The sequence below is a fragment of the Arcicella rosea genome, assembly GCF_014204325.1.
GTDB classification, from domain to species: Bacteria; Bacteroidota; Bacteroidia; order Cytophagales; family Spirosomataceae; genus Arcicella; species Arcicella rosea_A.
The window spans coordinates 66,577-80,435 of the sequence record NZ_JACHKT010000020.1 but is presented as its reverse complement, the minus strand read 5'-3'; the positions used below and the strand labels follow the sequence as shown (position 1 = coordinate 80,435).

The 13,859-nt window shown below is 32.8% G+C and carries 11 protein-coding genes; 4 read left to right on the top strand and 7 right to left on the bottom strand.

Annotated features, from left to right (window positions below; all coding sequences use genetic code 11):
• The first annotated feature begins 30 nt into the window (after window positions 1–30).
• The 3 genes from HNP25_RS13910 to HNP25_RS13900 are packed head-to-tail and all read left to right on the top strand — an operon-like array spanning window position 31 to window position 3,427.
• Entirely contained in the window at window positions 31–1,125 is a 1,095-nt protein-coding gene (locus tag HNP25_RS13910) for a sensor histidine kinase (protein ID WP_184135045.1), read from the top strand.
• A 54-nt stretch (window positions 1,126–1,179) separates the two neighbouring features.
• Window positions 1,180–2,274 (top strand): sensor histidine kinase, encoded by a 1,095-nt coding sequence (locus HNP25_RS13905; protein ID WP_184135043.1) that lies wholly within the window; start codon window positions 1,180–1,182, stop codon window positions 2,272–2,274.
• A gap of 52 nt (window positions 2,275–2,326) precedes the next feature.
• Complete coding sequence (locus HNP25_RS13900) at window positions 2,327–3,427, top strand: sensor histidine kinase (RefSeq protein ID WP_184135042.1); 1,101 nt, start codon at window positions 2,327–2,329, stop codon at window positions 3,425–3,427.
• 313 nt (window positions 3,428–3,740) lie between these two features.
• Here the strand turns inward: HNP25_RS13900 and HNP25_RS13895 are convergent, their stop codons facing one another.
• From HNP25_RS13895 to HNP25_RS13865, 7 genes are all read right to left on the bottom strand, one after another.
• Entirely contained in the window at window positions 3,741–5,006 is a 1,266-nt protein-coding gene (locus tag HNP25_RS13895) for a DUF4861 domain-containing protein (RefSeq protein ID WP_184135040.1), read from the bottom strand.
• A gap of 21 nt (window positions 5,007–5,027) precedes the next feature.
• Entirely contained in the window at window positions 5,028–5,849 is an 822-nt protein-coding gene (locus HNP25_RS13890; protein WP_184135038.1) for an alpha/beta hydrolase, read from the bottom strand.
• Between the two features lie 89 nt (window positions 5,850–5,938).
• Window positions 5,939–6,286 carry an MmcQ/YjbR family DNA-binding protein gene (locus HNP25_RS13885; protein ID WP_184135037.1) on the bottom strand — a complete coding sequence of 116 codons (348 nt, stop codon included), beginning with the start codon at window positions 6,284–6,286 and terminating at the stop codon, window positions 5,939–5,941.
• Window positions 6,287–6,947: 661 nt separating this feature from the next.
• Window positions 6,948–8,264, bottom strand: a complete 1,317-nt coding sequence (locus tag HNP25_RS13880; protein WP_184135035.1) for an oligosaccharide flippase family protein — start codon at window positions 8,262–8,264, stop codon at window positions 6,948–6,950.
• Window positions 8,265–8,705: 441 nt separating this feature from the next.
• Window positions 8,706–9,152 carry a hypothetical protein gene (locus HNP25_RS13875; protein WP_184135034.1) on the bottom strand — a complete coding sequence of 149 codons (447 nt, stop codon included), beginning with the start codon at window positions 9,150–9,152 and terminating at the stop codon, window positions 8,706–8,708.
• 81 nt (window positions 9,153–9,233) lie between these two features.
• Window positions 9,234–9,662 (bottom strand): hypothetical protein, encoded by a 429-nt coding sequence (locus tag HNP25_RS13870; RefSeq protein WP_184135032.1) that lies wholly within the window; start codon window positions 9,660–9,662, stop codon window positions 9,234–9,236.
• Window positions 9,663–9,680: 18 nt separating this feature from the next.
• Entirely contained in the window at window positions 9,681–10,100 is a 420-nt protein-coding gene (locus tag HNP25_RS13865; RefSeq protein WP_184135030.1) for a hypothetical protein, read from the bottom strand.
• 226 nt (window positions 10,101–10,326) lie between these two features.
• Between HNP25_RS13865 and ileS the strand changes: the two genes are divergently transcribed.
• Window positions 10,327–13,725: an isoleucine--tRNA ligase gene (gene ileS, locus HNP25_RS13860; protein ID WP_184135028.1), complete on the top strand. Its 3,399-nt coding sequence runs from the start codon at window positions 10,327–10,329 to the stop codon at window positions 13,723–13,725.
• Window positions 13,726–13,859 lie beyond the last annotated feature (134 nt).

Sequence of the window (13,859 nt, the reverse complement as noted above, 5' to 3'; positions counted from 1 at the left end):
ATACTAATAAGCAAGATTTAATCAATTAATATGGAAAAAATTTCCGAACTATTTTTAAAAATATATCCTATTGAGGGCGTAACACCCAAACGAAGAGTTTTATTACATAATATCTTTTGGTTGATAATGTTTATTAGTCTTTGGAAATCTTTAATGATTCCAATAACTGGTTTTTACTTCAATCTCGCTTCTATTTCTTATTTAATAATTGTTAGTGCAATCCTTTTCTACATAACTGTGTATTTAGTTTCTCCCTTATGGATCTCTAAACACAAACATAGATACTTGCTTACAACTATATATGTGGGAATATTTTTAACTAGCTTCATAATTATTTTTAATATAAGAGTTCAATTAATCTTTCATTATGAGTTACTTAAAAGGGTTAATGTAAACTCTAGTTTTTTAAATAAATTTCAAAATAAGTTCTGGTTTTTAGTTGAGCCTAGAATTTTTATTTCCTATATACTCAAAACAATTCTTTATACCCTGCCAGCATTTTTCATTAAACTCATTCGTTCCTTGGTCAAAAATTATTCTGAAAAAAAGCAAGTTGAAATTGATTACTTGAGGTCTCAAATTAACCCTCACTTTTTAACTAATACACTTAATAATATCTACAGTCTTTCTGTTACAGACGACAAACGGAATAGTGATGCCATTCTATCTTTATCTAGTTTGTTAGATTATGTACTCTATGAGTCTAATCAACCAACTATTAGTTTAGAAAGAGAAGTGTGTTTCTTATCCAACTTTATTGAATTAGAAAAAATGAGGAATACGAAAAGACTGCAAGTAAATTTTGAAGTAGAAGGTGATATTCATGGAAATATTCCTCCAATGATTCTTATTACTTTTGTGGAAAATGCCTTCAAACATAGTATTGGAGATTTGTATGCAGACTGCTTTATCAAAATACTTCTTAAAGTTGATGATAAGCTATACTTTGAAGTAAAAAACAGTAAATCAAACTTAACTACCAATAACCAAAGAAAAACATTTGGGGGCATTGGCTTAGCTAATGTAAAAAAACGATTGGCTACATTGTATCCAAATACACATTCTCTTCAGATAGAAAACAAAGAGAATCAATTCATAATTAAACTACAATTAGCATTGATATAAAAGGCTATACAAGTCTCATTAACTGATAAAGTAAGATTAAACCTATTAATTAACATGGAAAAAATTGCTGAGTTATTTTTAAAAATATATCCTCTTGAAGGGGTATCTGCTAAGAAAAGGGTTTTATTGCATTGTGTTTTTTGGTTAATGATGTTTATATTTTTGTGGCGAGCTTTAATGACTCCCTTAGCTCCTACAAGCTATAAATTCATTACAACTTCTTATTTAATAATCCTTGATATAATCTTTTTTTATGTAATAACTTATAGAATTATTCCTGCATGGACACAACATCGTAAACATAGATACATCTCTACAATTTTACACACATTTACATTAATTACAAGTTTATTCATAATTTTTTATATTAGAATCCAATATATTTTTGATAATGATATACATAAAGATAGTAAAGTAGACTTTAGTTATATGATTTTATTTTACAATGACTATACATTCCTTTTCAAGTCTGGCTCCATTTATAGAGCTATTCTTGAAATATTTCTTACCGCCTTGCCTGCATTCTCTATTAAACTCACTCGTTCATTAGCTAAAAATATATCTAAAAAAAAACAAATTGAGATTGACTATTTAAGGGCTCAAATTAATCCCCACTTTTTAACTAACACACTCAATAATATTTATAGTCTTTCTGTTACAGATGACAAACGGAATAGTGATGCCATTCTATCTTTATCTAGTTTGTTAGATTATGTACTCTATGAGTCTAATCAACCAACTATTAGTTTAGAAAGAGAAGTGTGTTTCTTATCCAACTTTATTGAATTAGAAAAAATGAGGAATACGAAAAGACTGCAAGTAAATTTTGAAGTAGAAGGTGATATTCATGGAAATATTCCTCCAATGATTCTTATTACTTTTGTGGAAAATGCCTTCAAACATAGTATTGGAGATTTGTATGCAGACTGCTTTATCAAAATACTTCTTAAAGTTGATGATAAGCTATACTTTGAGGTAGAAAACAGTAAATCGGACTTAACTATCAATAATCAAAGAAAAATATTTGGTGGTATTGGTTTAGCAAACGTAAAAAACCGATTAGTAAACTTTTTCCCTAATACTCATTCTCTTCAAATAGAAAATCAAAAGCATCTATTCATCGCTAAACTGCAATTAACATTAACCTAAAGGCTATACAAGACCTGATAATGAATAAATAAGCTTAAACCTATCAAGTAAAATGGAAAAAGTCACAGAACTATTTTTAAAAATATATCCAATTGAAGGGATATCAGCTAAGAGGCGAATTTTATTACATTGTATTTTTTGGTTAATAATGTTCATTGGTTTCTGGCAAACTATGACACTTCCTGTAACTACTACAAAATACAATTTCATCGTCATCTCTTATTACACACTTACCGACGCTATCTTTTTCTACATTTTTGTTTATCTAATTTCACCATTGTGGGACAATAACCATAAAAATAGATACCTAGCTACAATTCTATATGGAGCAATCTTTGTAATTAGTTTGGCAATTTTTTTTAACATTAGGATTCAATTAATCTTTCATTACGATCTTTTACTTAAAGGATCTGAATACCCTTACTATTCGAGTAAATTTTATAACAGCTTTTGGGGTGTATTTGAATTTAACGTCATTATTTCTTTAGTTCTTAAAACATTTTTAACTACTTTACCTGCCTTCCATACTAAACTCACCTTATCCCTTATCAAAAATATTTCTGAAAAAAAGCAAGTTGAAATTGATTACTTGAGGTCTCAAATTAATCCACACTTTTTAACTAATACTCTCAATAATATTTATAGCCTTTCTGTTACAGATGACAAACGGAATAGTGATGCCATTCTATCTTTATCTAGTTTGTTAGATTATGTACTCTATGAGTCTAATCAACCAACTATTAGTTTTGAAAGAGAAGTGTGTTTCTTATCCAACTTTATTGAATTAGAAAAAATGAGGAATACGAAAAGACTACAAGTAAACTTTGAAATTGAAGGTGATATTCATGGAAATATTCCTCCAATGATTCTTATCACTTTTGTGGAAAATGCTTTCAAACACAGTATTGGAGATTTGTACTCAAACAGCTTTATCAAAATACTTCTTAAAGTTGATGATGATAAGCTATATTTTGAAGTAGAAAACAGTAAATCAAACTTAACTACCAATAATAATCAAAGAAAAACATTTGGGGGTATTGGTTTAGCTAATGTAAAAAAACGATTGGCTACATTGTATCCAAATAACTATTCTCTTGAAATTCATGATAAAAAGGATACTTATGTTATTATTTTAAGGTTGGGATTAATGTAGAATTCTAAAACTATTTCGTCGAAAAATAAATATGGTTTGTCGATTAAGTACGAAATACATTTCATTTGTTTACAAATTTGTTGAGGATTAGTTTCTACTCATACATCTTAGTATTCTCAACACCTTTCATTGAAACAATTGAATGACCTTTACACCCTATAAAATATTCAAGACATACATAATTTTTTTATTATGGAACAAGATATTTACTAGCCATCCATCATTTTTTATTTGAGCTTGGCTTGTACACCTATTAAAAAAAGTAGCTTTAATACCATTGACATTAAAGCTACTTTTTTTTGAATGCTATTTCTTATTCCATTTCATGCTTTAAAAATGTCTCAAAACCGTCTTTTGTTTTGAAAAAAGCTTCACTTTTTTCCCATCCTGCATAAAATCTAAAAGAAGCCTTTCCGTTCACTAATTTCAAATTTACAATATAAGTATTTAAAATAGCAGCTCCTTGATTGGGTGTTTGTCCAAAAGACACTAAGTTACTTTTAGGGACTAAAATTGCCATTCCTAAATTATCATGATTCTCACTTTGTTGGTCATACGTAAAAAGCCCAAGCGTTTTATTAGAAGCAAGTTCATAAGATTTTTTGCTATGCAAATTCACGATTCCAGTCGTCAAAATTGCGCCTTGGGGTGCATTTTTCAACGACACTTTACTTTCATAAAAGTATTGTCCGCCCCAAATACTTATTTCATCCTCAATTTGTACTGGTGCTAAGTTTTTGGCAACCTTCCAGTTTTTATATTTTAGTTTAAAAACTACTCTTATTGGCCCATTTGCAATTTTTTCATACTGTACTTCTTCGAAATTATTATCTCCTAATCTTACCAAAGTATCTTTTCCAGAAGCATTTTTGAAAGTCAAAGCTAAGGCTCCAGCTCCCAAAGATTTTCCTACTTTCAGTACATCCATTCCCCAATCAGCTTGATTATGATAATTGATGGCAGGATTTACACCTACTTCATCCAACACCATCTGGGTAGTAGTTTTACCCCAAATATCCTTAGCATTGCGAGTATCAAAGTAAATTCTAAAACCTACTTTGTCATTTTCCCAAGCGGGACCTTCTGTTAAAAATGGAGGTAAAGGTTGTTTTGAAAAATCAGTAGCTGGTTGAGTTCCTTTTACAGCATCTTTCACTAAAATATCGCCAAAAGTATCATCAGCATTTTTTCTACGATGACGTACATTTGCCCTCACAACTGCCTTGATTGCCACTGGTCTATCAGCTATTGAAATCTTAAATCTTTTAGTTTGTTTCGGTAAAAAAGATTGTAATAATACAATTTCATCCCATTTGCCATCAGCATTCATATCATCGTACTGAGCAAGAATCGGCTGCTTGGTTTCTGAAGTAAAAACTACATATTTTGATGTTGGAATTTTACCAAGTTTTTTTTCTAAGAAAGCTCTTTTCAAGATAATCAATTCATCTTTTTTCTCTCTTGATAATTCATTTTTGAAAGTAAGAATACTGCTTTTTTGTGCAATACAAAGTGTTGAAAAACTCAAAAGAACTAAGCTTAAAGCTATTTTTACTTTGAGTGATAACAGATGTTTCATATTAAAATATTTATATTAGAATTATTTCGCTTTAGTGAAGTAATTGTTCATGAATAACAATTGATATTGAACAGCATTGTACCAATATGGCCAATTATGACCACCCGGTCTGGTAAGATAATCATGAGGAATATTTCTGTATAATAACTGCTTATGGAGGTTTTCATTTACTTCATAGAAGAAATCTTCTGTGCCACAATCAATAATCAAAGCCAGTGAATTGGGCGTAAGTAAATGAAGTAAGTTAATTACAGTGTTCTTTTCCCAACGTTCAGGTTGTTCAGCATATTTTCCAAGACGTTTTACCATGTCCCAATTATTAGGAAAAGGACGAATATCAACGCCTCCGCTCATACTTCCAGCAGTTCCAAATACATCTTGATGTTTCAATGCAAGGTACAAAGCACCATGCCCGCCCATACTTAAACCTGTGATTCCTCTGGCTTTACGGTCTTTAATGGTTTTATAGTTATCATCTATCCATTTCACCAATTCAGTTGACACATAGGTTTCGTATTGATAATTTGGGTCTATGGGGCTATCCCAATACCAGCTTGAAAAACCGCCATCAGGACAAACAATAATCATATTGTATTGGTCAGCAGCTTTTTCAAAGCCTTTTGCTTTGGTTAACCAACCAGCATAATTATCACTATAACCATGCAAAAGATAGACAACTGGCAGAGCTTTTTGGCTTTTATAATTATCAGGAATAATAACAGCTGCTTTGATATTTTTTTTCATGACAGCACTATAAGTAACCACAGTGTCCACAACAGCCGCACGAGAAATTAGGTTTAAAAAGAGTAAAAACGCCAATAATGTATTTCGTAGGATTCTCATTTTGTTAAATTGTTTAAATATTTTTTTAATGAGCAAATTTGAAAAAAACATCTTGATTTTGCAGTATCTCAACCTGATAATAAATAAAATTAATCTTCCTTGTTCAAAAAAGCTTTCTTGGGCAATTTAGCTCTTACCAAACCGTATGCTTTATTCAGGTAATCGAACCATTCTTTATCAGACAGCACTTCAAAGCTTGTTATTTGAACCCACTTAAATTTTGCTCCGCCATAAGGTGCTGGCACAACTCCTTCTCTGTCACAGAATTCGTCAAAAATTTCATCTGAAACTTTAAAATTCACTTTGTCTAAATTCTTGATATTAGATGAACAAAAAACTTTTCCCATGACCATAAAACAGAGTTGGTCTCCGTACTTTATGCCTTCAGAAGTATGTTGAAAAGACAAACAGATTTCTCTAATTTTCTCTATGTTCATAGCTTTGGTTTTATTTTTCTAGCTTAATTTTCAATTGATCGTTTGTATAATTAATTCTATTTTCAGGCTTATTAACAATTACATTTTAGGGCTTTTTCTAGGCTAAATATAACATTGAAAATTGACTAATCACTAACGTTTCTAGTAAACGTTTCTCTGCAAAGAATCAAGCGTAATGAAAGCTATATTTTATACTCTTTTGAAATCAAGTGTTGTACAGCTTTTTAGACATTACCAACATTATAAAACATTATTAATCAGCAGATTAATATCATTTCACAAGTATTTTCCAAATGCAATGATGTAGCCAGATACTTTTCTTTCTCTGAAAGTATTGATTAATTTTTTTGCTTTTACAGGGTTATTTTGGGTGAGCCTGTAGATGATTTATAACCATTATCATAAGCGATATTTTCGATAGTTCAAGCTACATTGGCAAAGAATGGGTAGGCGATGTCTTCAACAATTAATACAATTACATTAATTTTACTTGTTCGTAAACTTTCGGCTAGGTGATGGTTGTGGCAGGAATTTTTAATGTTTCAACAGGAGCATTAATAGACCTCTTTTTCAAGACAGATTAATAAAGGAACGTAGATTTACAGGAAATGGGGAAACTGAAATTACTAGAATATTCATCATATTACTTCACCTCAACCAATCAATTTTCTACTGATTTATTTCCAAAAAGATTAAAATTCTTGATTAAATAACGAAATGATTTTGCTGAGAAATTTTCAAAGACAATCACTGTCAAACCTTCACGCTTCAATACAAAATATCCTGCTATTAAGATAAAAGCTTCTACAGAAACATAAGCTAATACTGAAGCGTAATATTGAAAGAGATTGATAAAAATAAGATTGATAGCAACACTAACAATACCAGCAATCAAAGTAATATTCAGAATGTACCTATCTAATTTCAAACTCAGCATGGTATGTGCTTGAAATAAACTCAAACTTGATAAAATTGGAATGATACACAAGTATTGAAACACACCAATTGAGTCCACAAATTTTTCTCCAAAAATAAATGACACGATAAATGGCGCTACCATATAAAGGAAAACTGTTCCTAAAACCGTTATAAAAAATACCACTGGAATAATATTCTGAACGAGTTCTAAGCCTTTTTGTAGATTGACATTCATTTTATTGGCAATCTCAGGGAAAATAGACTGGGAAATCGGATTGATACAAACAGTAACAACAATCGTAATCAATCTAACAGCAGCTGAATAAATACCGACACTCCTATCATCTAACAGAAAGCCAATCAAAAAAATATTAGTTGTTGTATATAAATTAACCACTATTGTAGAAACAAAATAGAAACGCTCTTCAATCAATAATTGAATAATTCTTTGAAGCTTAATGAAGTAAAAATTGATATTGTAGCGTTTCATGGCAATATAAAAAGCCCATAAACCAGCTAAAATTTGCCCTAAACTTGTAAGAATGTTAAACCAATAAAATGATTCAACACTATTCACAACGAAGAAAATAGCAATTGAGGAAATCAGCTTAAAAAACAAAGCAATGAGGGCCGCTGTTTGAATTTCTTGAATCCCATGAAAAAACCAAGTAGGGAAAAATACCCAGCCTAAACAAAAACTAAACGAATAAAAATGTAGTGCAAACTCTGAACGAAGCGTTGGAACAGATAAAGTACAAACAAGGAATACAACAATACTGATTACGAACAAAAAAATCTTGGTTGAAATAATTTCATTAAACGTTTCAACCAATTCTTTGGGATTGTCCTTTACAACAGATATACGCTTTGTACCCGTGATATCAAAGCCGTAATTGATGAGCAACAAAAAATAATTGATGTATGATTGAGAAAAGTTTACTTTACCTGTATAAATAGGACCAATTGCCCTAAAAACATAGGGTATAACAACTAAAGGCAATACAAAACTAACTAATTGAAGGAGTAGTAAACCTCTTATATTCCTTAATACAACATTCATTTTTATAAATTTGACAATACAATAGCAGTCATGTGGAGAATTTCACCCTCAAAGGTAAGCAAAACAAGTATAAACACTTATCATCTTGCGATAGAATTATAGATTTATATATCTGTAATCCTTCTTTCCTGCATATTGTTACAAACTTAGTGTAAATTCATGACTGGTTAAAAGTATTAATCAAAATCTTGCTTACCAATATTGGAAAAAACCTAAAGCATTTTTTCAGTGGTTAAGAAGTAAAACTCTTAGTGTTATGAATGCTTTTGGGAGATGATTTAAACCTTGATAAAACTTCAAGAAGTTACCAACATCAAAAAATGTAGCTTTTAATAATCTTATTCAACAAAATAGCACAAAAAACCTCTGCAAGATTTTACTTGCAGAGGCAAAACAATTTTAAGACTTATTATGAGGTTAAACAATGACTCTAAAGCATTTTTACTTAGTTTTAACGAACTTGCTAACATTAAAGCAAGTTTCTAAGACTAAAGTATCACTTTCTATTTTTTGAACCGTCCATCCATCGCAAGCAATAGCGATACACATTACATCTGGACATGGATTAAAATCAGAAAAAATAATTTTACTGTCTTTAAATGTGTATTTATTTCCAACCCAACCACAACAATCTGCACCCGGTTTACCATCGCTTAGAAATTTACCATCAGCCGTAAATTCTATGGTCGGCAAAGCAACCAAAGTATTGATAGTTTCCCATTTAGCATCTACCGATTTACCTTTTTGAATATAAGTAGGATTCCACTTTCCAACTAATTTATCCGCAGAAACCTTTGCTCCACTTTCTTTTGATGGATTTACTTCATCTACTGACTGACAGGCACTAACCATCAAAAGTAGTCCTGCACATAATGTTAATAATTTCATGTTATTTCAAAGTTTAAATTGTAATAAATTGTTTTTTATAAAGACGTAGAAATTATTTTGATGGTTGGAATTGTTTGAATTTTATTTTACTCGAACAAATTGATTTCTAGTGTTACATTGTCTCAGCACTAAAGTATCATCACTTGCTTTGGTAAAATCCCAATCATAACAAGTTATACATCTAAAATTAGCACAATCACCTTCAATTTCTGTAAAAGTAATTTTATTACCCAAAAGAGCATACCTATTACCCGCAAAGCAACATTCAGCAGCGGGTTTTCCATCTCTAAGAAACTTTCTATCATTTGTAAATTCCCAAATAGAAGGTGTTACGTTAGCTAAAGTTGGATTAACTCGCCAAGCACTCCAAGTACTGTCTTGGTTCATAGATTGCGTCAAGCCAGTGGCTACCCATTTTCCTACCAGACCATTAGGCGCAATTTCTTCTTTTGTTTTACAAGAAAGTAAAATCAAAAAAAGAAAAGGGATTATTAGAAAATGCTTTTTCATGTTGTTTAAGATTATTTTTTACTTAGTTCTATAAAATTCCCTTCTCAAAGAATTTTCTTCTAATACTAAAGTGTCTTTACGATTTGTTTCAAAAATGTACCCTTCAGGAACACAAGTTGGCGATTTACAAGCGTTTGCTACATTCAAAAAAGAAATCTTATCATTTGTAGCTTTGTATTTTACACCATTAATACAACAATCATTATGATAGCTTGAACCCGTCAAATAAAAACGATTATCATTTGTAAATTTACAGCCCGGCATCGCTGTAATATTAATCATATCATACCATTCACCTAAAGTGCCATCTTTCCCCCTATTTTGATACCTATATGTTGGAGACCACTCTCCTACCAAAGTTTTAGGACCAACATCTTCTGATTTACAGCCAATCAAACTAAAAAAACAGCATATCGTCAATAAGAGTGTTTTTTTCATCGGTTTATTGGTTGGTTTTAAATGATTCTTTTTTATTCAGAATCTCCAACTCAGTAAAGACACCATTCATCTCTAAAACGTTGGAATACTGAAAATACTTTTCTTCCTACTTAATCCTTCCAAAAGCCAGTCATTTATTGTACTTTTGCAAGAATTTTCGCCACCTATTCAGAAAACATCTCAACAGATAATTTTTAACAAGGAAATAAACGAATTATAGTCCATAATGAATTTTAAAGAATATAAAAACCTCGACTACGGTCAGGTTGCAGACGAAATCCTTAAATTTTGGCAAGACGAAAAGATTTTTGAAAAATCTATCGAAACCCGTGAGGGCAATCCAACTTTTACTTTTTATGAAGGCCCGCCTTCTGCCAATGGTACTCCTGGTATTCACCACGTGATGGCTCGTGCGATTAAGGATATTTTCTGTCGTTATCAAACTTTAAAAGGCAAGCAAGTAAAACGCAAAGGCGGTTGGGATACTCACGGCTTGCCCGTAGAATTACAAGTAGAAAAAGAATTAGGCATTACCAAAGACGATATTGGTAATCTGAAATCTCCAAAATATGTTTCGGTAGAAGAGTACAACAAGAAGTGTCGTGAAACAGTCATGAAATTCACTGACCAATGGAATGACTTGACCGAGAAAATGGGTTACTGGGTAGATTTGGATAATCCATACATTACTTATGAAAACGATTATATCGAATCGGTTTGGCATTTGTTGAAAACTCTTTACGAAAAAGGGTTACTTTACAAAGGCTACACGATTCAACCTTATTCGCCTGCGGCAGGTACTGGTCTTTCTTCGCACGAATTAAACCAACCAGGTTGTTATCGTGAAGTAAAAGACACTTCCCTGACAGCTCAGTTTAAAGTAAAACTCACAGGCAAATCTGGATTTTTATTTGATGCTGCTGAAAGTAGTAATGTTTATATTTTAGCTTGGACGACTACTCCGTGGACTTTGCCAGCTAACTCTGCTCTGACAGTTGGGAAAAACATTGAATACTCTTTGATTAAATCACTCAATCCATACACTTACGAACCAGTAAATGTAGTTTTGGCAAAAGATTTAGTTGGAAAATATTTCAACGAAAAAGGAAAAGATGGCGACTTCTCGAAGTACAACGACGGAGATAAAATCATTCCTTGGAAAGAAATTTTCAGTTTCAAAGGCAATTTCTTGGAAGGCATCGAGTACGAACAATTAATGCCTTACGTTCAGCCAGAAAGCCCTGCGTTCCGTGTGATTATCGGTGATTTTGTTACGACAGAAGACGGTACTGGTGTAGTTCATACTTCACCAACTTTTGGTGCGGACGACTTTAGAGTAGCACAGCAAAATGGTATTCCTTCGATTTTTGTCAAAGACGAAAACGGAAAAGATGTACCAATCGTAAATCGCCAAGGTCGTTTCGTGGCTGAAATTACTGATTATGCCAACGAACCCGTAAAAGAAGCATATTTATCAGAAGCTGAAAAAGAAGAACAACGTATCAAACAAGGAAGAGACAAGTATTTATCAGTTGACGAACGCATTGCGATTCAATTAAAAACTGAAAATAAAGCCTTCAATGTTCAGAAATTTGATCACCCTTATCCACACTGTTGGAGAACCGATAAACCAGTTTTGTATTATCCTTTGGATTCTTGGTTTATCCGTACTACGGCAGTAAAAGATAAAATGATTGCCTTGAACAATACCATCAACTGGAAACCTGAATCAACAGGTACTGGTCGTTTTGGTAACTGGTTGGAAAACTTGGTTGACTGGAACTTGTCACGTTCAAGATATTGGGGAACTCCGCTACCAATCTGGCGTTCGGAAGATAGCGAAGAAGTATGCGTTGGTTCTTTGAAAGAATTAGAAAATGGCATTACTCACGCTTTGAAAGATGATGTTTTATCAGCAGAGCAACGTGCAGCCAACGAAAAATTCTTGGCTTTGTTGAAAGAAGGAAAAGAAGATTTACACCGTCCGTTTGTGGATGAAGTATATTTAATTTCGGCTTCGGGCAAAGTGATGACTCGTGAAACCGACTTAATTGACGTTTGGTTTGATTCTGGAGCAATGCCTTATGCACAATGGCATTATCCCTTCGAGAACAAAGATATTTTCGACAAAGCTTATCCAGCCGATTTTATTTCCGAAGGTGTTGACCAAACTCGTGGTTGGTTCTTTACTTTGCACGCCATTTCGTCAATGATTTCTGATTCGGTTGCTTTCAAAAATGTAGTTTCAACAGGTTTGGTTTTAGACAAAAATGGCAACAAAATGTCTAAACGCTTAGGCAATGCCGTTGACCCGTTTGAAACTTTGAAAAAGTACGGAGCAGACCCAACTCGCTGGTACATGATTACCAATGCACAGCCGTGGGATAACCTTAAATTTGACTTAGCAGGCATTACCGAAGTACGTAACAAATTCTTCGGAACGCTTACAAATACGTATAATTTCTTTGCTTTGTATGCCAATTTAGATGGCTACACGCCAACAGGAAAGCTTGACAAAACGATTGCGACTGAATTAGATCAATGGATTTTATCAAAACTACAAACTTTGATAAAAGAAGTGGACGAGTCATACAATACTTATGAGCCAACCAAAGCAGGACGTGCCATCCAAGAGTTTGTGGGCGACCATCTTTCAAACTGGTATGTGCGTTTGGGCAGAAGACGTTTCTGGAAAGGCGAAGTAACGGCAGACAAACAATCGGCTTATGAAACTTTGGCTTACTGTTTGAAAACGATTGCTCAGTTGATGTCGCCAATTGCACCTTTTTATGGCGATTGGTTGTACAAAAACCTAACAGATACAAGTACAGAAGGCGTTCAGTCTGTTCACTTAACCAACTTCCCTAAAGCAGACGAAGCATGGATTAATACAGATTTAGAAACTTCAATGGATTTGGCACAAAGAATTTGTTCTTTGATTCACTCATTGAGAAAAACCAATCGTATCAAAGTACGTCAGCCATTATCGAAAATCTTGATTCCGATTTTGAGCGAACAAACTCGTGAACAAATTCGCCATGTGGACGAATTGATCAAGACAGAAGTAAACATAAAAGCCGTAGAATACTTAAACGATGCTTCGGGCGTATTGTCGAAAAAAGTAAAACCAAACTTTAAGGCATTAGGTCCAAAATTCGGAAAAGAAATGAAAGCCGTTGCCGCAGTAATTACTGCCATGACAGCCGACGATTTAAAAGCTTTAGAAGAAAATAAAACGATTGCTCTTGAGAATTTCACGATTGCTTTAGAAGACGTTGAAATACAAACAGAAGATTTACCGGGCTACTTAACGGCATCAGATGCAGGTATTACGGTTGCTTTAGACATCAACATTACTCCTGAGTTGAAACAAGAAGGTATCGCTCGTGATTTTGTCAATCGTATTCAGAACTTACGTAAAGATTCAGGCTTTGAAGTAACGGATAAAATCAGCATTCAATTATTAGATTCAGACCCAGAAGTAACCGCAGGCGTTGTAGCTTTCAAAGACTTTATCAGTCAAGAAGTACAAGCACTTTCGTTGGAAGTAGTTAGCGAATTAGCCGACGGACAGGAAGTAGAGTTTGAAGAATTGACTTTAACCGTTAAAGTAGCAGTGCTGTAATTCGGGTTTCCAACCCGAATATAATATAAACCAAGGGAAGCTTTCAGGTTTGAAGGCTTCCCTTTATTGTTTGGCATTTACGAATACTAAAACCAATAAAACATGGCTAGGAAATCCCAGCCATATTTGTCATT

What these genes read in the sequence shown, in the direction of transcription:
- HNP25_RS13910 (WP_184135045.1), top strand. Translation starts at nt 31, where the DNA reads ATGGAAAAAATTTCCGAACTATTTTTAAAAATATATCCTATTGAGGGC.
- HNP25_RS13905 (WP_184135043.1), top strand. Translation starts at nt 1,180, where the DNA reads ATGGAAAAAATTGCTGAGTTATTTTTAAAAATATATCCTCTTGAAGGG.
- HNP25_RS13900 (WP_184135042.1), top strand. Translation starts at nt 2,327, where the DNA reads ATGGAAAAAGTCACAGAACTATTTTTAAAAATATATCCAATTGAAGGG.
- HNP25_RS13895 (WP_184135040.1), bottom strand. Translation starts at nt 5,006, where the DNA reads ATGAAACATCTGTTATCACTCAAAGTAAAAATAGCTTTAAGCTTAGTT.
- HNP25_RS13890 (WP_184135038.1), bottom strand. Translation starts at nt 5,849, where the DNA reads ATGAGAATCCTACGAAATACATTATTGGCGTTTTTACTCTTTTTAAAC.
- HNP25_RS13885 (WP_184135037.1), bottom strand. Translation starts at nt 6,286, where the DNA reads ATGAACATAGAGAAAATTAGAGAAATCTGTTTGTCTTTTCAACATACT.
- HNP25_RS13880 (WP_184135035.1), bottom strand. Translation starts at nt 8,264, where the DNA reads ATGAATGTTGTATTAAGGAATATAAGAGGTTTACTACTCCTTCAATTA.
- HNP25_RS13875 (WP_184135034.1), bottom strand. Translation starts at nt 9,152, where the DNA reads ATGAAATTATTAACATTATGTGCAGGACTACTTTTGATGGTTAGTGCC.
- HNP25_RS13870 (WP_184135032.1), bottom strand. Translation starts at nt 9,662, where the DNA reads ATGAAAAAGCATTTTCTAATAATCCCTTTTCTTTTTTTGATTTTACTT.
- HNP25_RS13865 (WP_184135030.1), bottom strand. Translation starts at nt 10,100, where the DNA reads ATGAAAAAAACACTCTTATTGACGATATGCTGTTTTTTTAGTTTGATT.
- ileS (WP_184135028.1), top strand. Translation starts at nt 10,327, where the DNA reads ATGAATTTTAAAGAATATAAAAACCTCGACTACGGTCAGGTTGCAGAC.